This window comes from Schaalia suimastitidis DSM 15538 (assembly GCF_000429105.1).
GTDB classification, from domain to species: domain Bacteria; phylum Actinomycetota; class Actinomycetes; order Actinomycetales; family Actinomycetaceae; genus Pauljensenia; species Pauljensenia suimastitidis.
In genome coordinates this window covers 217,307-240,795 of record NZ_AUBF01000006.1, presented here as the reverse complement: position 1 = coordinate 240,795, position 23,489 = coordinate 217,307, and the positions used below count along the sequence as shown (strand labels likewise).

The following is a 23,489-nucleotide window of genomic DNA, read 5'->3' as shown; positions in this document are numbered from 1 at the left end:
GCGGATTTTCAAGGCACTAATCCTTGAAAATCCGCCATTTCCTGTAGGTATCAACGTGCACACAGCGTGCGACACAACCTCCGTGCGCCAAAGCCGCCGTTCAGAAACGGCTACGCAGCGGCGCCTCGGAAAGGGCACGCAGCTGTTCCACCTCGATAATCCATGCGCCTGACATGCCCTCAGCGTCTGCGGCCTCACCCAGCAGATCAGCACCCGAAAGCACCAGGAGATCCCCGCCTGTGGTGCCAATACGGACCACTTCAACGCCTTCAGCATCCGCTGCCGCTTGAACGGCGGCCACCACCGCCTCGGGGACGGCAAGGAGTGCACGTGCCTGCGACTCGGAGAAAAGCGCGGTGAAATCATCAATCTGATCGCGGCCCACAATGCCTGACAGGTCGAAGGAACCACCCACGCCGAAACGCACAACCATATCGGTCAGAGCCTGCGCCAGGCCGCCATTCGAGAGGTCATGAGCTGCCCGCACCAGAGGTTTGCCGTCAGGGCCATCAACAGCGCTCAGTGCACGCACCACATTGCCCAATGCCACCTCGGCAGCGAAATCAACCTTCGGGGGAACCCCGCCCAGGTGTGCGTGGATAATACGTGCCCACGCAGAGCCGTCCAGTTCTTCGCGGGTCGTACCTAGCATCAGCACCGCAAGCCCCTCTTCAGTGAAACCTGAAGGATTAGCGCGGCGCACATCGTTCATCACGCCCAGCATGCCAACCACCGGCGTGGGGTTAATTGAAGAATCCGGCTCGCCTTTAACGGTGCCCGAAGAGTTATACAACGAGACATTTCCACCGGTTACCGGCACGCCCAGTTCGATACAGCCGTCAGCCAAGCCCGTCATGGCTGTGACCAGCTGCCACATGGCGTCGGTATCTTCAGGATTACCGAAATTCAAGCAGTCGGTGATAGCCAACGGTTCAGCACCAACAACAGCCACATTGCGGTAAGACTCGGCCAGGGCCTGTTGGGCACCAGCGTAAGGATCAAGTTTCGTGTACCAACCGTTGGCGTCGGTTGAAAGGGCAACACCAAGGCCGCTTTCTTCATCGACCCGCACCACACCGGCATCATCAGGTTGAGCAAGAGCCGTATTGCCTTGAACATAGCGGTCGTACTGGTCGGTAATCCATGCTTTAGAGGCCTGGTTCACGTCAGACAGCAGCACTGCAAGGGTTTCGTGTAGTTCTGCGGCGCTATGTGGCCGCGCTAAGCGTGCGGAGGTGTCGGCAACCAATGCATCCTGCCACTTGGGGCGCGCGTAAGGACGGTCATAGACGGGGCCATCATGGGCCACTGTCTTAGGATCCACATCGACAATTCGATGACCGAAGTGGTCAATGGTGAGACGCCCATCGCCGGTGAGGACACCAATAACAGCGGCTTCAACATCCCACTTATTGATAATGTCAAAGAAGCGTTCCTCATCGTGGGGCGCCACGATGGCCATCATGCGTTCTTGAGATTCGGACATGAGGATTTCGCCCGCTGTCAACGTAGGGTCGCGTAGCAGAACCTTTTCCAAATCAACGTGCATACCTGAGGAACCATTTGACGCCAGTTCAGAGGTGGCGCAAGAAATACCCGCAGCTCCAAGATCTTGGATACCTTGGACAACCCCGGCAGCAAATAGTTCCAAACAGCATTCAATGAGGACTTTTTCCATGAAAGGGTCGCCGACCTGCACCGAGGGACGTTTTGCTGGCATGCCGTCCTCGAAGGTTTCGGAGGCGAGGATCGAGGCGCCACCAATGCCGTCACCGCCGGTGCGTGCGCCGAAGAGGACCACCAGGTTGCCTTCACCTTCGGCATTGGCTAGGTGGATATCTTCATGCCGCAGTACACCCAAGCACAGGGCATTGACCAGTGGATTGCCCTGGTAGGAGGGGTCGAACTCGGTTTCGCCACCAATATTGGGCAGGCCCAGGCAGTTGCCGTAGCCGCCAACGCCGGAAACCACGCCGTGTACGACACGTGCGGTGTCGGGGTGATCGGGGGCACCGAAACGCAGCTGGTCCATGACGGCGACCGGGCGGGCACCCATGGAGATAATGTCGCGCACGATGCCACCCACACCGGTGGCTGCACCCTGGTAGGGCTCCACGAAGGATGGGTGGTTGTGGGACTCGACTTTGAAAGTCACCGCCCATCCGCCCCCGATATCGACGACACCAGCGTTCTGGCCCATGCCGACCAGCAGGTGGCGACGCATCTCCTCGGTGGTGCGCTTGCCGAACTGTTCAACTAGGTGTTTCTTGGAGGACTTGTACGAGCAGTGCTCGGACCACATCACTGAGTACATGGCCAGTTCGGCATTGGTGGGGCGTCGGCCAAGGATGTCGCGTATACGGTCGTATTCGTCGGCTTTGAGGCCAAGTTCTGCCCAGGGCATATCTTTATCAGGGGTTGCAGCGGCGTCAGTGACGGTATCCGGTACTTCGCGGTTAACCGGGGTTTCACTCATGGAAGGCTCCGTTAGATGCTGAGGGGTGGTGAAGAAGAAAGCGCGATATTCACAGAGGCTGTCCACAGGCATGGTGATAGGACAGATATGTCCTGCCCACCATTGTGGATAGAGGTGTGGACAGCTGTGTATGTATTTATCCTACGAGGGTGCTAAGGACCGACGTGAAAAGTTTGAGACCTCCGATACCGCCATGCGCATCGTAGATCTGACCATCACGGGAAATGGGTCCAAAACCTGCTTCAACAGCGTGTTCAGGATGCGGCATGAGGCCGACGACATTACCCGCTTCGTTAGTAATGCCAGCAATATCATTGGCACTGCCATTAGGGTTCATGTCAACGTAGCGGAAGACAACCTGCCCTTCGCCCTCTAAACGTTCCAACGTATCGACGCTCGCCTGGAAATTCCCTTCGCCGTTTTTCAGCGGAACGGTAACAAGCTCGCCGGACGCAAAATCTGCCGTCCACGCCGTGGATGCGTTTTCTACACGGAGGATCTGATCACGGCAGAAGAATTTCTGATGATCGTTACGAATCAGTGCACCAGGCAGCAGGTGAGCTTCACACAACACTTGGAAACCATTGCAGATACCCAACACTGGCATCCCCGCCTTCGCAGCGCGCACAATTTCACTCATCACAGGCGCCACCGCTGCAATAGCACCGCAGCGGAGGTAATCACCGTAAGAAAAACCGCCCGGCAAGACAACAGCATCAACGCCGCGCAGGTCAGCATCCTTATGCCATAGCGCAACAGGTTCTGCGCCAGCAAGTTTCACCGCACGCGCAGCATCCCGGTCATCGAGAGTACCGGGGAAGGTGACAACGCCAATGCGACTCACTGGTCACCCCCGCAAGCACACGCAGCGTCATCAAGTGCTTCGACGCGGACAACGTCTTCGATGATGGGATTGGACAGCACCTCTTCAGCAGCGCGGCGTGCCTGCGCAAGCAACTCTTCGGTGACAGGACCATCCACACTCAGATGGAAACATTTCCCTTGACGTACCGCAGTGAATGCGTCGATACCTAGCCTGGGTAATGCCGAGCCAACTGCTTTACCTTGCGGGTCAAGGATTTCTGGCTTCGGCATGACTTCAACGATGATTCGCCCCACGGCGCTTCCTCCTGTGTTGTGTGAATATTTGGGATTTTTGGGTGGTCTAGAGTTGGGGCTCTTTGCCGGTCAGGCGCGTAAACGCTTCAATGTAACGACTACGCGTATTGTCAACGACGTCAGCGGGTAGAGGAGGTGGCACCTCACCCGAGTTCTTATCCCACCCGCTTTCTGCACTGGTCAGCCAGTCACGCAAATACTGCTTGTCGAAGCTGGGGGTCACCTCACCCACTCGCCACAAATCAGCGGGCCAGAAACGAGAGGAATCCGGGGTGAGGATTTCGTCGGCCAACACCAATGCGCCACTGTCACGATCAATACCGAATTCAAATTTTGTGTCAGCCAAGATAATGCCGCGCTCAGCAGCAGCGGCACGCGCCCGCTGGTAAAGCGCAATCGACGTATCGCGCAGACGCGCAGCCACGTCAGGCCCAACCATCTCTTCGGCACGCGCGAAGGTGATATTTTCGTCATGTTCACCCAGATCTGCCTTGGCGGCAGGCGTAAAAAGAGGCTCTGCCAGGCGCGATGCCTCCGTCAAACCTTCCGGCAACGCAATGCCGCACACCGTACCACTTTGACGGTATTCCGCCAATCCTGAACCAGTCAGGTAGCCGCGGACCACACATTCGATGGGCAACATATCCAATGCACGACAAATAACGGCGCGACCAGCAACCTCATCGGGCACAGCGAGAAGTGCCCCCGCCTCGTCACGCAGAAGATGAGTAGGGACAATATCGGCAAGCTGTTCCATCCACCAGATCGCCAATTGGTTGAGAATCTTCCCCTTGTCGGGGACCTCGGTGCCCATCACATAGTCGTAAGCGCTGATACGATCCGACGTCACCATAAGGTAACGGTCGGGATTCGCCTGACCGCGTGGCGCGTAGATATCGCGGACTTTCCCTGAGGATACATGCTGCCACTGGTCCAGTGTCGAAAGTGTCGTCGTCATAGCTGTATCCTCCGCGCAGCCAGTCTCAGGCGCCTAAATGGTCAGGCCAAGTGCCAATATCTGAACGGTACTGAGCGCCTTCAAAATGAATGGCTCCCACTGCTTGATAGACAGCATCGCGGGCAGCATCAATTGAGGCGGCGCGGGCTGTCACATCAACCACGCGTCCCCCACTATTAACCAGACGCGCAGCCTCCTGGTCGCCGCCCGGCAGCCCCCCATCCTCATCGGCTGACTCAACAAGGAGGCGCGTACCAGCGTGAATGACGTGGACACCATCAATACGTTCCGCAGCGTCAATACCTGTGATGGTCTTGCCCGTACTTAAAGCACCCGGGTAGCCAGCAGAGGCCATCACCACGGTGACTGCAGCATCTGGCGACCAACGTGGCGTTTCAAGGTGCGCCAACGTGCCAGTGGCTGCAGCATACAGAAGCGGCGCCAGCGGCGAATCCAGTCGTTCAAGGACAACCTGCGTCTCAGGGTCACCGAAACGCACATTGAATTCGACAACGCGCGTGCCGCGACTCGTCAGAGCCAAACCGCAGTACAACAACCCAATAAAGGGGGTGCCGCGCTGTGCCATGCGAGTTATCGTAGGTAGTGCAACGTCAGCCACCACCTCGTCAATAAGACCTTCAGGCATCCACGGCAATGGCGTATATGCGCCCATACCCCCCGTATTGGGGCCCTGCCCGTCGTCGAGGAGACGTTTAAAGTCTTGAGCGGGGACAAGTGGCACAACGGTAGAGCCATCGCTCAGACAGAAAAGGGATACCTCAGGGCCATCAAGGTAATCTTCGATAACCACAGCGCCCCCAGGGCGCGACAAGCATGAGGCAGCGTGGGCACGTGCCACCTCACAGTCAGTCGTAACAACGACACCTTTACCTGCGGCCAGTGCATCATCTTTGACGACATGAGGGGCACCAAGATCCGTAAAGGCTGCCTCCACCTGCTCCATGGTGGTGCACGTAAAGCTCCGAGCGGTGGCCACCCCCGCCTCGTTCATCACGTCTTTCGCGAAGGATTTTGACGCTTCGAGCTGTGCGGCTGCCTTATCGGGACCGAAACATGCGATACCTGCCGCACGCACTGCGTCAGCAACCCCAGCAACAAGGGGCGCCTCGGGGCCAACCACCACGAGATCAACTGAACGACTGCGCGCAATATCGGCCACAACCTCAGGGTTGAGCGGATCGAAGACAAGCGCTTCGCCAAGCGGGTCGATACCCGGATTTCCGGCCTGAACGATAAGTTCGACCGGAGATTCAGTAGTGGACGTTCTTACAAGGGCACGGGCGAGGGCGTGTTCACGTCCCCCATTACCCACCAGCAGGACCTTCACAGTTACAGACTAGCCGCCCAGAAGATGATGGGGAAATACGATTCGGTATCCGGATTATTTCGCCCTTAAATGACGTGGCCCCACATACCCACGATGACGCGCCGACATACGTTTCTTGTCGCGCGTCAATGCCATAATGCCAACTATTATCGTCCCACTACACACCACCCATATCACCATCCACCAGGGAAAAGGTACCGAGGCAACTTGGCCAGCTCGTTTGAGATCTGCACTTGGCGTGGGCACGATACGTTCGCCTGTGACGATAATGCGGTGGGAGTTAATACCTAGCGGTGTGCATGTCACCAAAGTCGCAAGATCTTTCCCAGCAACAGTGCTGATAGATTCACGGTCATCAGGGTCGACGACAATGATGTCGGTAACGCGGTAAGACAGGACCAATCCGAAGGTTTCGATGGTGAAACTGTCACCGATCTGTAGCTGATCAAGGTCGGTAAACATGCGTGACGAGGCCAGGCCGCGATGGCCGGTAATCACCGTCCGCGTGTCGACCCCTCCGACAGGAAGGGAGGTACCTTCAAGGTGGCCTGCGCCTCGTAGGAGAACGTCGTCGCTGGTTCCGTGATAGACAGGAAGATCGACATTGATCTTCGGTATGCGTATACGCGCCATGAGGCCAGTGCCGTCAACGTACAGTTGCTGGGCGTAGGGGACAATGCTAGCGCTGAGATTCGGTTGCGACGATGTTGGCACATTGGTGTTGGCTTCAATGAGAGCCCCGGACGACAAAGCATCGTTGTAGCGCTGCGCGGCAGCAATTTGTTCGTCTGGTCGTGGGTCGACGTAGCCAATCTGTTGAGCATAGGACGAGGTCGTACGTGATTGGTTGTAGTAACTGACCCATTGGGCAGCTGATGGGTACAGCAACATCGTCACGCCTGCGATGAGGACGACGGCTGCTGCTCCGGCAAGTATATGTCGCCCCATCGGCACCCCCTTGTTGGTAACAGCGTGTGGGTGGGGGCCACGATGGCTCCCACCCACACGTGTTGTCAGGCGCGTGAACGCTTACGTACGAGGACGAATACGATACCTGCACCCAGCAAGACCGTTGCTCCACCTGCGATAGTGAGGAGCAGCTGCCCGTTAGCGCCGGTCAGCGGCAGGCTCGGCACGCTTGTCTTGCTGTTGGTGACTTGCAGTACGGCTGCCACGGGCGTCGTTGCTTGAACAGCGTTGACTTGAACAAGGGCGCAGTTCTGGTCAGGGATGACGTAGCCCAGGGGTGCGCGCGTTTCTTTCAGGTAGTAGGTACCCGCTTTCAGGAGCACGGGCGCTGGGAAAGCACCGTTATCAGCCGTGGTCAGTTGTGCCTGGGCGATGTCGACCTTACCGGTGGTGCAAGTAGCGTCGGTGTAGATCTCGAAGACGGCGCCTTCAAGTTTGCCCTCACCTTCCGCGGAGGTCTTTTCGACGTCAAGGTATCCCCATGCGGTGTTGACCTCGTTTGTCTGGTTGCTCATGGCGCCTGATGGCTTGTTGAAGACAACAGTCGCCGTATTGGGTATGGTGCCGCCATTATTCGCCGTCGTTGTGATTTCAAGGGTGAGAACATCCTCTTTGATGATGTTGTCGAGCGTTGTGCCAGTGACAGTGGCAGTCACGGTGCGGCTACCCGCATCATGCGTCACTTGGACGTCACTGGTAAGTGCCTGTCCATTTTTCAACACGCGGGCACTGACATAGGTGAGTCGCGCATCAAGGACATCGGTAAAGAGCACCGAGGTGAGGGCGTCGTTCTCGGGTTGTGCAGGCATGGTCTGATTGATCGTCCACACGATGTTGTCACCGGCTTTTACTGCGGCAGCATCATTGACGGATTTTTCGGGCACAGCACGCACAGCGTTCTTTGGGTACACATGTGGGTCGTACACCCACGACGAGGTGCCGCCAACTTCTTCTGACGGGAAAGGAATCGTGACGATGAAGTCTTCAGCGCGGGAAGAAACATTGGCGGGAGCATTGGTTTCGCGCACAAGGTAGGCACCCAGTGGAAGGTTAGCGAAGGTGGCAATACCAGTGTTTTCTGCTGTTACCTGGGTCTGTGTTTGGAAGGTGGTGTCGAGTTGGCCCGCCGCCTGGGTTGGTGTCATTGAGGCAATCGCGGTCCATCCGCCTGCGGTTGCCAGATCAACGTTGATTTTTGACACTGTAAAGGTGACACCTGCGACGATGCGCGCGTCAACGGGAACGTCGATGGGGGTACCGTTACCCGCCTGTGCTTGGAATGCGGGGGTCTCGTACTTGTGGATGGTGATCGTGCCTGTGCGAGAGGTATCGATATCGGCGGGGTCAGCTGCCTGTGCTGGCCATGCCATCAGGAGTGCACTGATGGTCAGGGCACAGGCAAGTGTCACTGCGATGAGACTGCGCCAAAATGTGGGGCGAGTGTCAATCATTTCCTTTTCCTTTGTTGTGTGTTGAAGGGGTCAGTGGGCGATGCGGCGCACCGCGAGTAGGGCAAGTGTGAGAAGACCACCAAGCGCAACAACGGCAGTGCCGAGGAGGTAAATCCAGTCAGCGCCAAGCCCACCGGTCAGTGGCAAAGCAGGAGCGGTGACATTCACCGCAGGTTTGGTCAGCATCCACACGTAGGAATGGCTCACGGGACTGACGATGACTTCATCGGTGGCAGTGGTGCTGCCGGGAGTACTGTCTGTCCACACAAAGCCTTCAGGCGGGGAAGGTCGCTCAGTTGTCAGGGTGCAGGTATCGGAACGCCAGACTTCGGTGGTCACTATGGCCCCGGCGGTAGTGCCTCCTTGCGGGACCGTGAAGGTTGCTGGGAAGGTTCCGCTTTCTGCGCAGACAAGCGTGCCGGTGAAGGTCATTTCTGCTGGTACGCCACCTGGGGGAAGGGCGCGGACTTCATGGTTGAGGCGAACAGTCGTTTGCGTATTAGTAAAACCGAAGGTCGCATCTGAAAGGTTACTGTTGGTATTGGTGTCGCCTGGTGAAATGGCGTTGGTTGTGACCGCATAGGAGTACGTAGGACTTGGAACTACTCCAGCACGGGCAGCAAGACTCAAACGCACCTGCGTATTGGCTGGTAATGCGGTCAGGGTGCCGGTGATCACGCGCCGAATGGGGTCATAGGCTAAATCGGCGGGGCATTGAGCTGTGCCCGTCGCCTGACATTGAGGCAGTACGTCACCGCCCACGATAATGCCGTCCTCAGGTAGCATCACTTCGATTGGCACATGGCTGATAGCCCCGCATGCATTCGTAATCGTCGACGTCACTGTGAGAGGTTCATAGGGCTGGGGCTGTGAATCCGACACGGCGGTCACTGTTGTCACGTCATTTGAGAAGACACGCCCACTCACATCGGCACGTGCCGTTGGCGGGATGACCGCAACACCCACAACATTTGCGGCACTCATCACCGCCCAAGCGCTCTTGGCAATAAGGCCACCTCCCGCACATGGCACGTTATGGGTCACACGTATCTTCAGTTCCAGGCGCGAGCCTGCGGGAAAATCTGTTGGTTGACTGTAAAAGGTACTACCTGCACCACTGGGATAGGTCACGGTTCCTTGGGGTATCCATGATGGGCAGGGGATCGTGCTGGAGGGTTCACAGCTGACAGTCGCGATGGCGGTCGATCCTGTTTGCGAAAAACCGTAGGTATCGGAAAGTAAAACGCCAGTGAGATCTGTTGGGCCAAGGTTTTCGTACACCACCGTATATGTCCGTGTACTTCCTGAGGCAACCCTGTTGGACAGGCAATGGTGCTAGAGGCATCACAGCTCACTGACAGCGTGGCAGTGCTTCCTTTGAGTGGGAATCGGTAGTTGTCAATAATCTTTATTCCGTTAAGATCTGCAGGGCCACGGTTTTCGTAGACGAGCTGATAGTGTCACGTTTCCCCAGAAGCGACGACGGCTTTGTCCTGTGTTTTGGAGACAACGATCGTCGCCTCTGTACACGGTGCAGTAGTCACAGTACCGGTCACATCTGCGCGTGCAAGTGTCGGCATCACCGTGATGCCCGTAATGTGTCGGGCATCAGCGCTTATTTGGTTGTTAATGCTGAGAGAGCCTGCGGTGGCGCAGGGAACGGTATGGGTCACAGGGACTTTTAGTACCAATTTGCGTCCGGCTGGCAGATCAATTCTGCCAGCGAAGATTTGTTGACTACCACCTGACAGGTTAATCGTGCCGGTTGGAAGCCATGTTGGACACGGAATCGTTGAACTTGGATCGCATACCACCGTTGCGGTCACTGTACTTGTGGCCGATACGTAGGAATACACGTCATTGATGGTGATGTCTCGCAGCGTTGCCGGACCACTATTTTCGTAGGTAAGCGTGTAGGTGCGCGTAGCACCAGAAGCTACGGTTACCGTGTCCTGCTTCTTAGTCGCAGATAGGTTGGCGAAGGCTGTGAGGGCAATATTTTGGCGCACTTTATTGGACGAAGGATCCGCATCGGTTGCCCCAGATTGTGGAGTGGCATTCAGAGTCACGGTGACAGAGTTCGCCAGCGGTGCGGTAGCACTAAAGGTCAGCGCCAATACACCTCCACCTGGCAGGATAGGCAGTGTACCTGACAGGGTTGAGCCAGTCACAGTGATATTTGTTGCCTCATAGGCGCCATCTGTAGGCACCTGTGCGGTGATCGCAATACCTGTGGTACCACTGTCGAATACCAGGCTGAAGGTAGAGCCACCAGCGTCTTCCATACTGTTATTGCGTATCCGAGCGGTCCCTGAAAACGGCGCACCGGCTGCCGATGCAGTTGGCACATCGACTTCGACGACAAGGTCCACTGTCGCACTTGCCATTGACGGTGGCGTCATTACCAGACACACACTGCTTATGACCGCTCATATGACAAAGAGCGCTGCGAATTTTCGCAACCTCTTGGCCGATTGCCCAGTCATCACTTCACCTAAAATCGCCTGCGATTCTTATTTTCATGCAATTTATAGCTAAAAAATGAAGGAAATACGCGGGTATGACAAGTGAAACACCTAACTATTCATTGTGTGTGAATAGCAAAGGCTTGTTGAAGACTTACAGGTGACACCCAAAGACTCCCACCGCATACAAGAGCCCGCTGCGACCGTATGGTCGCAGCGGGCTCCGGCGCGCCACCATTAAGCAGCGCAATGCGTCAAAGGATCAGGCCTTCGCAGCAGCGATACGCTCACGGAACTTCGCAAGCTGTTCCTTAATTGCAGCAGGAACCTTGTCACCGAATTGAGCAAAGTACTCTTCGGTATCGTCCATTTCGGCTGCCCATGCATCAGGATCAATGGCGAAGAGCTTGGCCCAGTGCGCCTCGTCAATATCGAGACCATCAAGGTTGAAGTCCTCGAACTTCGGGTAGCGGCCGGTCACACCGTCCACGGCCTCGACCTCGCCGGCGGCGCGGCGAACGATCCAGTCCAGGACGCGCGAGTTATCACCGTAGCCCGGCCACAGCCAGGAGCCGTCCTCGTCCTTGCGGAACCAGTTGACCTGGTAGACCTTGGGGAATTTATCGCCCAGCTTGGCTTGCATTTCGAGCCAGTGGCCCCAGTAGTCAGCCATGTTGTAACCGCAGAAGGGCAGCATGGCGAATGGGTCGTGGCGCAGCGAGCCGGCCTTGACGTCGGTCGCGGCGGCGGTGACCTCGGAGGCGACAGATGCGCCGATGAAGACACCGTGGGCGGCCTCGTACTGCTCGGCAACCAGCGGAACGTTGGATGCGCGACGGCCACCGAAGAGGATGGCGTCCACGGCAACACCCTGAGGCGCTTCCCAGTCGGGGCAGATGATGGGGCACTGAGCAGCAGGCACCGTGAAGCGGCTGTTCGGGTGTGCCGCCTTTTCGCCGGACTCGGGGGTCCAGTCGTTGCCGTGCCAGTCAATCAGGTGTGCCGGAACGTCTCCGTCGATACCTTCCCACCACACGTCACCATCGTCGGTCAGAGCAACGTTGGTGAAGATGGAGTTGGCCTTCATGGTTTCCATGGCCATGGGGTTGGTGTCGTAAGAAGTACCCGGTGCCACACCGAAGAAGCCTGCTTCGGGGTTGATGGCGTACAGGCGACCGTCGGGGCCGGGGCGCATCCAGGCAATGTCGTCACCAATGGTCTCAACCTTGTAGCCGGGGATGGTGGGCTCAAGCATGGCGAGGTTGGTCTTGCCACATGCTGAGGGGAATGCTGCAGTCACATGGAACTGCTGGCCGGTGGTTTCGCGGGTGAGGCGAAGGATGAGCATGTGCTCTGCCATCCAGCCGTCGCGGCGGGCCATTGTCGAGGCGATACGCAGCGCGAAGCACTTCTTGCCAAGCAGGGCGTTGCCGCCGTAGCCCGAACCGAAGGACCAGATTTCGTTGGTCTCAGGGAAGTGTGTGATGTACTTCTCTTCATTGCATGGCCATGTGGTGTCAGCCTGGCCTTCTTCCAAAGGCACACCCACAGAGTGGACAGCAGGAACCCACGGCTTACCTTCAGCAATGAGGTCCATCGCAGCAGCGCCCATACGGGTCATAATGCGCATATTGCACACAACGTAGGGCGAGTCAGAGATTTCAATACCCAGCTGAGAAATAGGACCACCAAGAGGACCCATGGAGAAGGGGATCACGTACATGGTGCGGCCCTTCATGGCGCCCGTGAACTTCTCCTTGAGGATGGCTTTCATTTCAGCAGGGTCGGCCCAGTGGTTAGTGGGACCTGCATCTTCTTCCTTTTCGGAGCAGATGAAGGTGCGGGATTCAACGCGCGCAACGTCGGACGGCAGGGAGCGTGCGAGGAATGAGTTGGGGCGCTTTTCTTCGTTGAGTCGGGTGAAAACGCCAGTCTCAACCATGAGGGAGGTCAGGCGATCCCATTCTTCGTCAGAGCCATCAGCGAATTCAACGGCATCAGGGGTAGTCAGAGCTGCGATTTGCGAAACCCACGTGATTACGTCTTCAGGTGCATTCGCCGGAGCGGCTGCGCGCACGTCCTGTTCGGTCACGGACATTTTGCCTCCTGGGGCACTCGGTGTTGTCTGGGCGCAGGTAACGCCCGTTGTCACCCTTCAATGATGACGGATTCCTGGGCGAAATGCGTGGGCAGTTAGTCCCGCAATACGGACAGGGAATTGGGACGTAGACCTCATGGTGAATATCGGTTAACGGCAGGGTGTACCCACGGTGACGAAATATGGAATACCCTGTTCCTGTCCGCTGTACCCTCAACACCCAATCGGAGGACACTCGTGGGTATCCGTAAGACCGAAGGACCGTCGTTCTTCGACATGCTGAGTAACCAAGCTGACCTGCTCGTCAAAGGTGTCGGTCTCCTGGCTTCTATCCTTGGCTCTTCTCCTCAGGAACAGGTTGCACTGCGCGACCAGCTTCACGAAGTGGAACATGCTGCCGACGAAATTAACCACCAAATCGTCCAGCGCCTCAACCAGTCTTTCGTTACGCCTTTTGACCGGGAAGATCTTGGGGCGCTTGCTGCAGCACTCGACGACTGCATGGATCTGATGGACGAGGCTGGCGACCTCTTCGTTCTATACGGCATTCACGATGTACCTGAGGAAATCATGGTGCTTCTGACAGACCAGGTCAACGTTATTGCCCGCTGTTCAGAGCAGACCTCCCAGTCACTGCCGAAACTGCAAAACCCGCTGGGCCTGCGTGATTTCTGGATCGAAATTAACCGCCTCGAAAATGAGGGTGATATCGCCTACCGCCGCACGCTCACCACACTCTTCGATTCTGGTCTTGACCCTGTGACCATCATCAAACTCAAGGACATTATTGAAGTCCTCGAAAAGTGCTCTGACGCCTTTGAAGATCTGGCGAACTCTATTGAAACCATTGCGGTGAAGGAGTCCTGAGCTCGTGGACCTCAACCTGATCCTGGTGGTCGTGGTTATCGTCATTGCCCTTGGTTTCGACTACACCAACGGTTTCCATGATGCAGCCAACGCCATCGCCACCTCCGTGTCGACGCGTGCATTGACGCCGCGTGTCGCGCTGCTCATGGCCGCGGTCATGAATGTCGTCGGCGCAATGCTGGGAACCGAAGTGGCAAAAACCATAGGCAAGGGCATTATTGACATTTCGCAGTACATGGACTCGCCTGACCTTGCCATGCAACGCGAAGGGCTGATTATTGTCCTAGCAGCACTTCTGGGCGCTATTACCTGGAATATGATCACCTGGTGGTACGGCTTACCGTCCTCGTCGTCCCACGCACTCATTGGTGGCCTTGTTGGTGCCGGCCTTGCCGCATCTATCACGGTTCAATGGAGCGGCATTCTCAGCCACGTCATTATCCCCATGTTCGCTTCGCCATTGGTTGGCTTCCTCATCGGCTACATCCTCATGCGGATCCTCATGGTGGCTCTGAGGAATCTCCCCTACCACCGCACCATGCGACAATTCCGCGTTCTTCAGACAATTTCAGCTGCCGCCATGGCACTGGGACATGGTTTGCAGGATGCGCAAAAGACCATGGGTGTGATCGTGATGGCGCTGGTCGCTGGTGGATACGCTGAACACCACAATATCCTCGACCCTGTCACCGGCGAAATGACCGTCCCGTTCTGGGTGAAACTCGCAGCGGCACTGGCGATTTCTGCTGGCACCTACGCAGGTGGATGGCGCATTATGCGTACCCTTGGACGCAAGATCATCGACCTAGATCCTGCTCGTGGTTTCGTCGCAGAAACGGTATCTGCGGGCGTGCTTTACGCCTCGGCATTTGTCCTGCACGCACCGATTTCCACCACGCATACCATCACCTCAGCCATCCTTGGCGTTGGCGCGACGCGCCGTTTCTCTGCGGTTCGTTGGGGTGTTGCTGGAAATATCGTTGTGGCGTGGTTCCTCACCTTGCCAGCAGCCGCTGGCGTAGCAGCCATCATGTTCTGGTTGGTACATGCCCTCCTTGGCGTCTAGAGTCACCACATGATGTCTTCACGCGATCACCGTCGCAGCGCCCGTTGGGGTGCTGCGACGGTGTGCTTGTCTGTCCTTAGTGTCACCTTGGCCGGATGCTCAACGACGTCAGCGATGAACCTAGAAGTAGGTCAATGTGTGAGCGTGCCTGCGCAAGAGGCCACAGCCTCGGTCAGTCGCGTGGATTGCACTGCTCCACACCAAGCTGAAGTTGTCGCAGTATTGGATATTCCTACCGATACGCTGCCGCCGGTATCTGAACTGGATACCCGCGCGACCAGTGAATGTACGGCAGCTTTCGAAAGCTACGTCGGCATCCCACAAGAAGACTCCGCCCTGTCAATATTTTGGCTACGACCGTCGGTGGACTCGTGGGAGGCGGGCGATCACACCATCACCTGTTTGGCGCAGCGCAGTGACGGGACGGATCTGACGGCCTCGATACGTGATTCGGGTATGTGAGGCCCCGTTAGAGTCGCGCTACCTGCATGCTTAGCGGCCTCGGGCCACCATATTTACGCTTGCCGCGCCCGTGCTACTGCATGCTTAGCAGCCTCGTGCACAGCCCGGGGTGCAGCCACAGCATTTCCGCGCAACTGCTCGGATGCTCAGCCACGGCAGCCCTGTTCAGCCACGGCGCCCAGCCACAGCCTCGTAAAGTGTGGCGGCGCGCCATTGCGCCGCCACACTGTCTTATCCGAAACGTCCAGAAATATAGTCTTCGGTGGCCTTCACAGCAGGGCGAGAGAAAATCTTTTCTGTGTCGTCGAATTCGACAAGCCCACCAGGCTTACCGGCCCCTTCAAGGTTGAAGAACCCCGTTTTGTCAGACACACGTGCAGCCTGCTGCATATTATGCGTGACAATGACGATCGTGTAGTCGTCTTTCAGTTCAGTCATGAGATCTTCAATGGCCAGCGTCGAGATAGGGTCAAGCGCCGAACACGGCTCATCCATCAAAATCACCTCAGGACGCACAGCAACCGCCCGAGCGATACAAAGACGCTGCTGTTGGCCACCTGACAGTGAAGAACCTGGCCGATCCAAACGATCCTTCACTTCATTCCACAAGTTTGCGCCACGCAGCGACTCTTCGACCAGTTCGTCAGCATCTGCTTTTGCCATACGGCGCGCATTGAGTTTTACCCCTGCCAGCACATTGTCCCGTATGGACATGGTGGGGAATGGATTAGGTCGTTGGAAGACCATACCCACACGGCGACGCACCTGGACCGGATCCACATCGCGCGCATAAATATCGTCGCCGTCCAGCAACACTTGTCCTTCCACGCGTGCCCCTGGGATCGCCTCGTGCATCCTGTTGAGCGTACGGAGGAAGGTAGATTTCCCACATCCTGACGGGCCGATCAGCGCAGTAATGGCCTGCGCCGGAATCTGCACGTTGACATCTTGTACGGCAAGGAAATTACCGTAGTAGATATTCTCGTTGCGGACATCAATTAGGGTTTTCATTCGGTTTTCCTCAGTGTGGGCGGTTGCGAAGTGTGGGCGGTAGCCAATACACCATCGGTATCGGCGCTGGTGAGATGTGGCGCGTAGCTTCTGTGCTCCAAGACTTTAGGCGCGCGCTTTGGGGGCAAAGATTCTGGCAATTATCCTGGCGACAAGGTTCATCAACATGACGAGCACGATAAGCACCAACGCAGCTGACCATGCGCGTTCGTAGTTGATGGTGGTGGAGCACATATCTGATACCGTGCGGCAGGTTGCCTCGCCTTGGGAGTACATGCGATACACGTAAACAGGCAGAGTGGTCATGCGCCCGTCGAAGATATCGGTGTTGACCTTTTCGATGAAGCCAACGGTGATCAGTAGCGGCGCTGTTTCACCGATGACGCGGGCTATGGCCAGCATTACCGAGGTAGTCAACCCGGCCGCTGAAGTGCGCAGAACCACTTTGACGATGGTGCGCCATTTGGGTACACCAAGGGCGTAGGAAGCTTCGCGCAGTTCATTGGGCACAAGGCGCAGCATTTCCTCAGAGGAACGCACCACTGTCGGAATCATGAGTACTGACAGTGCTACCGCGCCCATAATGCCAGCCCTGTAGGCGGAATCGACGGTGAGGGAAAACAGTGCTGCAGCAAAGAGGCCAGCTACGATTGAGGGAATACCGGTCATCACATCGACAAAGAATGTGGTGGCTTTGGCAAGCTTCTTTCCCTGCCCGTATTCCACCAGGTATATCGCGGTAAATACTCCGATCGGCGCTGAAATGAGGGTGGCCCACAGGGTGATGAGGAGTGTGCCAATAATGGCGTGGACGATACCGCCTCCGACTTTGCCACCAATCATTCCAGCCATATCGTCGGTGAGGAACTCCCACGTCAAACGCAGATATCCGTTGTCAATCACGGTCCAAATCAGGCTGATCAGAGGAATCATGGCCAACGCGAAGGCAATGGTGACCGCTACGGTTGCCACGTGGTTTTTCACTGCGCGGCGGCGGTCCCACGCGGGATCTGCAGATACAAGGTGTCCGCCTCTTGCCGAGGCGGCCTTAGCTTTGCGGCCCAGTGCGGTAGGTGCGGACATTAGTTAGCTCCTGAGAACTCGGCGCGACGAGATACGATCCAGCGGGCAATGGAATTGACCAGCAGTGTGATGGCAAATAGCGCCAAACCTGTGGCGATGAGTGCTGACGAGTCGATGCCGGTGGATTCGGGGAATTGGAGGGCAATATTTGCCGCAATAGTTGAGTGATTTCCTGCTTCCAGGATATGCCAGGAAAAACCGGAGCCAACGGATAGAACCATGACCACCGCCATGGTTTCACCAAGCGCACGACCCAGACCCAGCATCGAAGCGCTGATAATGCCTGAGCGTCCGAATGGGAGCACCGCCATGCGGACCATTTCCCATCGAGTTGCTCCCAGAGCTAAGGCAGCTTCTTCGTGGAGGCTGGGCGTTTGTAGGAAAACTTCGCGGCTGACTGATGTGATGATCGGCAGGATCATCACGGCCAAGATGAGTGAAGCAGAAGCGATCACGCGACCGGTACTTGATACCTGGCCACCAAAAAGCGGGATCCATCCGAGGTTGTCACCAAGCCACAGGTAGACGGGGGTGAGCAGTGGGATGAGCCAAATTGCGCCCCACAGGCCGTAAACGACTGATGGGATGGCGGCAAGGAGGTCAACCATGTAGCCCAGGATGTGCGCCAGACGCCTGGGCGCGTAGTGGCTGATGAACAGGGCGATACCTACGGAGATAGGCACAGCAATCGCCATGGCCATAATGGCTGCAAGGACGGTGCCGAAGATCTGCGGTGCGGTGAGCGCCCAAATGCTGACCTGGGAGGATGAGCCGACTGTCCTAAATGTTGCCGACGGGTCAGAGATGGCGGGCCATGCCCTCACCAAGAGGAACACTGCGACGGCAGCAAGTGTCGCCAGGATGGTCACGGCAGCCAGGGTAGCGAGCGTCTTGAAGACGAGGTTACCCGTTTTGCCGGTCTTTGCGCTTTTCATAGGTATTCCTTGTGGTGAGGGTGGTGCCGGCCACCGTCAGTTGATTGCGTCGATTGCGGCTTGTACCTTCGCAGAAAGGTCGGCGCTGAGTGGTGCTGCACCAGCGTATTCTGCAGCGTAGGCCTGCCCGTCTTCGGATACCTGGTAGCTGATGAAGGATTTCACTAGGTCACGTTCTGTGGCATCAGCGTAGGTGGAGCAGACGATGGAGTAGGAAATCAGCACCAGCGGGTAAGCGTCATTAGTGTCCGGCACGCGGTTAATGGACAGGGCCAGGTCGTTCGCTTCACGGCCTTCCATTTGCGTTGCTGTGTCGGCAGCTGCAGCGGCAGTTTCATTTGACAGTGCGACGTAGGTACCATCCTGGGCGGCCAGTGCCACGGTACCCAGGTCTCCGGCTTTGGAGGCATCCGCGTAGCCAATCGCACCCTGGGCTGCAGTTACGGCTTGCACGAGGCCGGAGGTTTTGTCGCCAGATTCGCCGCCAGGTAGCGGCCATTCTTTGCTTGCGCCTTCGGTCCACACCTCTGGAGCTGCTGCGTGGAGGTATTCGGTGAAGTTTTCGGTGGTGCCGGATTTGTCGGAGCGGTGTACGGCGGTAATTGCGAGATCCGGCAAGGTGACATCCGGGTTTGCCGAGGCGATGGCGGGGTCATTCCATGTAGTGATCTCTCCGCGGAAGATCTTTGCCAGGGTAGCGGCATCAAGGTTGAGACTGTCGACGCCGTCAAGGTTGAAAATCACGGCAACGGGCGAGATATACACGGGTAATGCCCAGGCGGGTGCGCCGCAACGCGCTTCGGCTGCGGCGATCTCGTCGCCTTCAAGAGGAGCATCTGAGCCAGCCCACGATACCTGCCCGTCAGCGAATTGGGTGATACCCGCACCCGAGCCGACCGCATCGTAGGAGACGGTAACGTTGGGGGCGACATCGGCGTATCCCGCTTTCCATGCTTCCATGGCTGATTCTTGGGAGGAGGCGCCGGCACCGGCAAGGTCACCGCTGAGCGCGGTGGTGGTCGTGTCAGTTGAACTGTCAGTGCTATCGGTGCTATTTGAGCCACATGCGGCAAGGCTTACGGTGAGGGCACCTGCTGCGACTACTGCGCTTGCGCGTGTCAGGGAGGTACGGAGTGTCATGGTTCTTCCAATCTGCCGCCCACCTCGGACGGCGCATTGTCACGGTCGACAAATGTCAACCAGCCGCAACGCTAGAGGCGTGAAGTGACGGATAAGTCGGCGCATGGTTAACAGAAAGTAAACGCCTCTATGAGGCGCGTCATATTGATGCCCCAGGCGTGGGGTACTACTCGTTCGAAGCCAAAGAAAGGCTATTTACCTGATGACCCCATCGGGCCGTTCTCTGATTGTCCACTGAATGGGCTTCAGCCTGGGTCATGCATTACGCAGTTTCGTTCTTAAGTTCACGGCTTCGTTCTCAAGTTCAGCGATCTTGGCATCGAGTCTCCTACCGATCCGGTAAACCCGGAGGCTTCGACTGCAACGGAGATACCGACCAGCCCACACATGGCAGCTGCGAAACATGCGCCTGTAGCAGCAGCATATTTACAGTGGGCACACAGATTTTGTGCGCGTCATATGCCGATCAACAGCGGTCACTTCACCGACCGCTTCCCCCGTTTCGTCGACAGTATGCCCAATGTGAATCACCAACATTTCCGCTGTGGACAGCCACGGTGATTCCTCAGGCAGACATGCATGCAAAGCAGGCGGCATCATCGGTCTGAGCACGTCGAAAAATAGGGGCAACGTGGGTCGGTGGACACAGATGGCAATAGTGCGTGCCTGTGCCCCTTGGAGCACATCACGTATGAGCTGTTGGCCGCGCTGCGGCGCAGTGGCCATCGCATCTTCGGTCCATTCGGGCACACTTTCAATACGCGCCCCAGCAACACTGGCCCACGGGCCAAGCGTGGCCGCACACCGGTGCCACGGCGATGTCAGTGCCTCGCCGACACCAAGGGCAGACAGGATTGGCACCACATCCAATGCCTGCATACCGCCAATGCGAGTCAACGGTCGTTCCCCTTCGGTCCCTCTCCACGTCGAACGCGACACTGCTTTGGCGTGGCGGAGGATAACAACAGCTGCCGTCACTAAATGACCGTTTTTTGCTCGGGATAGCAATTCCTTGAGTAGCCGCCTATCGCCTCGCCGCGTCAGGAGCGCGTCGGCACGCGCAGGACTCACCCACCGTGTCTGGTCAATTTCCCGCGTAGAAGCGCGCTGCACAGGTTTTCGCGACCTCAGCGCCGAGGCCTCGTCCCCCTGGACCCCTTCCGCGTCCTCATTGAGAACCGTACCGATCCAGTAGCGCACTTCTTTGGTTTGTCCTGAACCCAGACGATAACGTTGCGTGGTCAGTGGCGCCCACAAGCGTACGGCGTGGCCGGTTTCTTCCTCCACTTCCCGAACAGCCGCTTGAACAAGAGGCTCATAGGGTTCAGCCTTACCTTTAGGCCACGACCAGTCACGGTACTGAGGGCGATGGACGATGAGTACCTCAATGTCGTCAGGGTGAATTATTTCACCCACACGCAAAGGCCTGCCCTTGTCGCGAAAACGCCACACGAGTGCACCTGCAGACCGCACGAGGCGGGAAGGCACGGGAGCTGGACGAGGACGTGGCACCCTCCAAGGGTACCGGCCAGTGCACGCCGACGCATGATGCCTGGCCGGTGGTGGAATAGTGCGCAGGATCAATCTTCAAACTGTACGCAACCTCGATGGCAGCAAAACATTGCGCCGTAACGGTTTCTTAACGACCTGACCGCGCTATCGCCTCGTCCATCAATTCCACTTGAAGGTCCATCAAACGCTGCCCGTCCTCACCGGTGGCGCGACGCATCCACGTGCCATCTGCCTCCAGTGACCACGACGCCACCGTGTCACTCACACCACGCCTAATCAACGAACTAAGGAAACACACCTGGTCCCCGTCAACGATACGAATCAGCGCCTCAACCCGGCGATCAAGGTTACGGTGCATTAAATCAGCCGAACCGATCCACACTTCTTCTTCACCGGGTGGACCAAAGGCATATATCCGGGAGTGCTCAAGGTATCGACCCAGGATGGACCGCACGCGAATATTTTCTGACAGTCCAGCAATACCAGCGCGTATGGCGCAGATACCGCGCACAAGGACATCAACGTGGACACCTGCGCTTGACGCCCGGTAAAGGGCATCGATAATGCGCTCATCAACGATGGAATTGACTTTTATGCCAATCCACGCGTCTTTACCTTCTTCGCGCCGGGCAATCTGTCCTTCAATACGTTCAAGCAGACCATCACGGATTGACAGTGGAGCAACCAGCAGGCGGTAGAACGTAGCACTCGGAGCGTAACCGGACAGCTGATTGAACAGGCGCGACAGGTCTTGAGCGACCTGACGGTCAACGGTCAATAACCCGAGATCTTCATAGCCTCGGGCCGTTTTCGGGTGATAGTTACCAGTACCCACATGACAATAGCGGCGCATCCCGTCAGCCTCTTGCCGTACCACCAACGCAAGTTTGCAATGCGTTTTCAACCCAACCATGCCGTAAACAACGTGGGCACCTGCACGCTCTAACTTGCGGGCCCATTCAATATTGGCCTCCTCATCAAAACGCGCTTTGATTTCGACAATGGCCACCACCTGCTTACCTGCCTGGGCGGCCTCAATCAACGCTTTGACAATGGGAGAATCCCCTGACGTGCGGTACAAGGTCTGTTTAATGGCAAGGACCTGCGGGTCGTGGGCTGCGTGCGTGATGAAGGCCTGCACGGAGGTGGCGAAGGAATCATAGGGGTGGTGCAGCAGGATATCGCCTTCGCGGATACGCGCAAAGAAATCCTCAGCATTCAAGGGATCCAGGTTGTCCAGTCCTGGGGCGCTAACTGGCCAGTACGGCTCAAATTTGAGTTTTGGCCGGTCAAGCTCGTGGAGTTCATTGCACAGGGTAAGGTCCAATGGGGCTGGCAGAGCCATCACATCGTCGCGGGTGATTTCCAGTTTTTCTACAAGCAATTTCAAGATAGACCGCGACACGGTGTTTTCCACCTCAAGACGCACTACCGGACCAAATTTGCGGCGACGGAGCTCGGCTTCCATCGCTGCCAGCAGATTGTCGGCATCGTCCTCATCCAGCGCAAGGTCTTCGTCACGTGTGATACGAAAAGCACACGACTCAACAATGTCAACGCCAGGGAAAAGATAGGCAAGGTGGGCGCGGATAACATTTTCAAGGGTGATGAAACGCGGACGCTTGACCGCAGAGGCCGCCTCAGTTTCAACGCCTGCTGCCGCTGCACGCTCAGCGCTCATCTGCGCACTCACCTCGTCGATATTGACTAAACGAGGCAGAGACTGCGGGACTTTCACACGCGCGAAGTGTTTCTTGCCGGTAGCAGGATTATGGACAACGACAGCCAGGTTGAGCGACAGGCCAGAAATATACGGGAAAGGATGCGTAGGATCCACAGCCAGTGGGGTAAGCACCGGGAAAATGCGATGTCGGAAGAACCGTGTGAGGTACGAACGTTCAGTGAAGTCGAGGTCATCCCATGTTTTCAGGGTGATACCGCGCTGTGCCAATTCAGGAAGGATCTGCTGGTGAAAAGCCTGGGCTTGCCGTGTGGCTAGTTCCCGTATGCGTTCTTGGACGCGTTCAAGGACTTTTGCTGGTTTCAAACCCGAGGCGCCAACACGTTTCACTCCTGCTTCTAAACGCCGTTTTAATCCTGCGACGCGGACCATGTAAAACTCGTCCAAGTTGGAACTGAAGATGGCACTAAACCATGCGCGTTCCAGTAGCGGCAACGTATCGTCTTCTGATTGCTCAAGGACCCGTTGGTTGAAGGATACCCAGGACAGTTCACGGTCGGCGTAGCGCTTTTTTGGCAGCTGCGTGTCAGACAGCAGGTCCTCACCATCGTCCAGAGAGGCAACGAAGAGTTCGTCTGCCCGCGCAGGCTCTACCTCGTCATTGACCTCGCCGTGACTATCGAAACCGAAAAGGACCTCATCAATCGGTGAAATAGGACCAGGCCATGAGGCATCGGGGGCAGAGAAGACGTCATCGTCACTCATCGGTGGCTCCTCGTGTGAGGCAACGTGGATAGCTGTGCCCCAATAGTCCCATCTTTATACGCGCCGCGCGAGCGATGTCACAT

General features: G+C 56.9%; 19 protein-coding genes. 3 read left to right on the top strand and 16 right to left on the bottom strand.

The features are described 5' to 3' along the window. Positions 1–100: 100 nt before the first annotated feature. The 10 genes from purL to G438_RS0101085 form a co-directional block, all read right to left on the bottom strand. The gene (gene purL, locus G438_RS0101130; protein ID WP_026459793.1) at positions 101–2,476 is read right to left on the bottom strand and encodes a phosphoribosylformylglycinamidine synthase subunit PurL; all 2,376 of its coding nucleotides are present in this window, start codon (positions 2,474–2,476) and stop codon (positions 101–103) included. Between the two features lie 136 nt (positions 2,477–2,612). After that, the gene (gene purQ / locus G438_RS0101125; protein ID WP_026459792.1) at positions 2,613–3,320 is read right to left on the bottom strand and encodes a phosphoribosylformylglycinamidine synthase subunit PurQ; all 708 of its coding nucleotides are present in this window, start codon (positions 3,318–3,320) and stop codon (positions 2,613–2,615) included. Then, complete coding sequence (locus G438_RS0101120) at positions 3,317–3,595, bottom strand: phosphoribosylformylglycinamidine synthase subunit PurS (protein ID WP_026459791.1); 279 nt, start codon at positions 3,593–3,595, stop codon at positions 3,317–3,319. The genes purQ and G438_RS0101120 overlap by 4 nt, the downstream gene beginning before the upstream one ends. A 46-nt stretch (positions 3,596–3,641) precedes the next feature. Continuing rightward, a complete protein-coding gene (locus G438_RS0101115; RefSeq protein WP_026459790.1) occupies positions 3,642–4,553 on the bottom strand; it encodes a phosphoribosylaminoimidazolesuccinocarboxamide synthase in 912 nt (303 codons plus the stop codon). Between the two features lie 25 nt (positions 4,554–4,578). Beyond that, positions 4,579–5,901 (bottom strand): phosphoribosylamine--glycine ligase, encoded by a 1,323-nt coding sequence (gene purD / locus G438_RS0101110; protein ID WP_026459789.1) that lies wholly within the window; start codon positions 5,899–5,901, stop codon positions 4,579–4,581. A gap of 54 nt (positions 5,902–5,955) precedes the next feature. Continuing rightward, positions 5,956–6,849, bottom strand: coding sequence for a class C sortase (locus tag G438_RS10190; protein WP_051259175.1), 894 nt, complete (start codon positions 6,847–6,849; stop codon positions 5,956–5,958). Between the two features lie 65 nt (positions 6,850–6,914). Continuing rightward, on the bottom strand, positions 6,915–8,321 hold the full coding sequence (locus G438_RS0101100; RefSeq protein ID WP_026459788.1) for a SpaH/EbpB family LPXTG-anchored major pilin: 1,407 nt from the start codon (positions 8,319–8,321) through the stop codon (positions 6,915–6,917). Positions 8,322–8,351: 30 nt separating this feature from the next. Next, the gene (locus tag G438_RS0101095; RefSeq protein ID WP_026459787.1) at positions 8,352–9,605 is read right to left on the bottom strand and encodes a hypothetical protein; all 1,254 of its coding nucleotides are present in this window, start codon (positions 9,603–9,605) and stop codon (positions 8,352–8,354) included. Positions 9,606–9,781: 176 nt separating this feature from the next. After that, positions 9,782–10,723 carry a COG1361 family protein gene (locus tag G438_RS0101090; protein ID WP_084402917.1) on the bottom strand — a complete coding sequence of 314 codons (942 nt, stop codon included), beginning with the start codon at positions 10,721–10,723 and terminating at the stop codon, positions 9,782–9,784. Between the two features lie 325 nt (positions 10,724–11,048). Beyond that, a complete protein-coding gene (locus tag G438_RS0101085) occupies positions 11,049–12,884 on the bottom strand; it encodes a phosphoenolpyruvate carboxykinase (GTP) (RefSeq protein ID WP_026459785.1) in 1,836 nt (611 codons plus the stop codon). A gap of 237 nt (positions 12,885–13,121) precedes the next feature. On the opposite strand from G438_RS0101085, the gene G438_RS0101080 reads away from it, so the two are divergent. Genes G438_RS0101080 through G438_RS10185 form a run of 3 tightly spaced genes read left to right on the top strand, consistent with a single transcriptional unit; the run spans position 13,122 to position 15,279 of the window. After that, positions 13,122–13,751 (top strand): DUF47 domain-containing protein, encoded by a 630-nt coding sequence (locus tag G438_RS0101080; protein ID WP_026459784.1) that lies wholly within the window; start codon positions 13,122–13,124, stop codon positions 13,749–13,751. A gap of 4 nt (positions 13,752–13,755) precedes the next feature. Continuing rightward, entirely contained in the window at positions 13,756–14,817 is a 1,062-nt protein-coding gene (locus G438_RS0101075; RefSeq protein WP_026459783.1) for an inorganic phosphate transporter, read from the top strand. A gap of 9 nt (positions 14,818–14,826) precedes the next feature. Continuing rightward, positions 14,827–15,279, top strand: coding sequence for a septum formation family protein (locus G438_RS10185; protein WP_051259174.1), 453 nt, complete (start codon positions 14,827–14,829; stop codon positions 15,277–15,279). A 231-nt stretch (positions 15,280–15,510) separates the two neighbouring features. On the opposite strand, the gene pstB is transcribed toward G438_RS10185, so the two are convergent. The 6 genes from pstB to G438_RS0101040 all read right to left on the bottom strand — a co-directional run bounded on the left by pstB (position 15,511) and on the right by G438_RS0101040 (position 23,406). Next, positions 15,511–16,290 carry a phosphate ABC transporter ATP-binding protein PstB gene (gene pstB / locus G438_RS0101065; RefSeq protein WP_026459782.1) on the bottom strand — a complete coding sequence of 260 codons (780 nt, stop codon included), beginning with the start codon at positions 16,288–16,290 and terminating at the stop codon, positions 15,511–15,513. Between the two features lie 105 nt (positions 16,291–16,395). Next, complete coding sequence (pstA, locus tag G438_RS0101060) at positions 16,396–17,373, bottom strand: phosphate ABC transporter permease PstA (RefSeq protein ID WP_026459781.1); 978 nt, start codon at positions 17,371–17,373, stop codon at positions 16,396–16,398. Further along, positions 17,373–18,308 (bottom strand): phosphate ABC transporter permease subunit PstC, encoded by a 936-nt coding sequence (gene pstC / locus G438_RS0101055; RefSeq protein WP_026459780.1) that lies wholly within the window; start codon positions 18,306–18,308, stop codon positions 17,373–17,375. Before pstC ends, pstA begins: the two co-directional genes overlap by 1 nt. Positions 18,309–18,344: 36 nt before the next feature. Next, positions 18,345–19,448 carry a phosphate ABC transporter substrate-binding protein PstS gene (pstS, locus tag G438_RS0101050; protein WP_026459779.1) on the bottom strand — a complete coding sequence of 368 codons (1,104 nt, stop codon included), beginning with the start codon at positions 19,446–19,448 and terminating at the stop codon, positions 18,345–18,347. 426 nt (positions 19,449–19,874) lie between these two features. After that, complete coding sequence (locus G438_RS0101045; RefSeq protein WP_051259173.1) at positions 19,875–20,960, bottom strand: NUDIX hydrolase; 1,086 nt, start codon at positions 20,958–20,960, stop codon at positions 19,875–19,877. A gap of 127 nt (positions 20,961–21,087) precedes the next feature. Beyond that, positions 21,088–23,406 carry an RNA degradosome polyphosphate kinase gene (locus G438_RS0101040; RefSeq protein ID WP_026459777.1) on the bottom strand — a complete coding sequence of 773 codons (2,319 nt, stop codon included), beginning with the start codon at positions 23,404–23,406 and terminating at the stop codon, positions 21,088–21,090. Positions 23,407–23,489 lie beyond the last annotated feature (83 nt).

Excerpts from the sequence above, each read along its gene's own strand:
- purL (WP_026459793.1), bottom strand. The coding sequence starts at position 2,476 with ATGAGTGAAACCCCGGTTAACCGCGAAGTACCGGATACCGTCACTGAC.
- G438_RS0101115 (WP_026459790.1), bottom strand. The coding sequence starts at position 4,553 with ATGACGACGACACTTTCGACACTGGACCAGTGGCAGCATGTATCCTCA.
- G438_RS10190 (WP_051259175.1), bottom strand. The coding sequence starts at position 6,849 with ATGGGGCGACATATACTTGCCGGAGCAGCAGCCGTCGTCCTCATCGCA.
- G438_RS0101100 (WP_026459788.1), bottom strand. The coding sequence starts at position 8,321 with ATGATTGACACTCGCCCCACATTTTGGCGCAGTCTCATCGCAGTGACA.
- G438_RS0101090 (WP_084402917.1), bottom strand. The coding sequence starts at position 10,723 with ATGACGCCACCGTCAATGGCAAGTGCGACAGTGGACCTTGTCGTCGAA.
- G438_RS0101085 (WP_026459785.1), bottom strand. The coding sequence starts at position 12,884 with ATGTCCGTGACCGAACAGGACGTGCGCGCAGCCGCTCCGGCGAATGCA.
- G438_RS10185 (WP_051259174.1), top strand. The coding sequence starts at position 14,827 with ATGATGTCTTCACGCGATCACCGTCGCAGCGCCCGTTGGGGTGCTGCG.
- pstB (WP_026459782.1), bottom strand. The coding sequence starts at position 16,290 with ATGAAAACCCTAATTGATGTCCGCAACGAGAATATCTACTACGGTAAT.
- pstA (WP_026459781.1), bottom strand. The coding sequence starts at position 17,373 with ATGTCCGCACCTACCGCACTGGGCCGCAAAGCTAAGGCCGCCTCGGCA.
- pstC (WP_026459780.1), bottom strand. The coding sequence starts at position 18,308 with ATGAAAAGCGCAAAGACCGGCAAAACGGGTAACCTCGTCTTCAAGACG.
- pstS (WP_026459779.1), bottom strand. The coding sequence starts at position 19,448 with ATGACACTCCGTACCTCCCTGACACGCGCAAGCGCAGTAGTCGCAGCA.
- G438_RS0101040 (WP_026459777.1), bottom strand. The coding sequence starts at position 23,406 with ATGAGTGACGATGACGTCTTCTCTGCCCCCGATGCCTCATGGCCTGGT.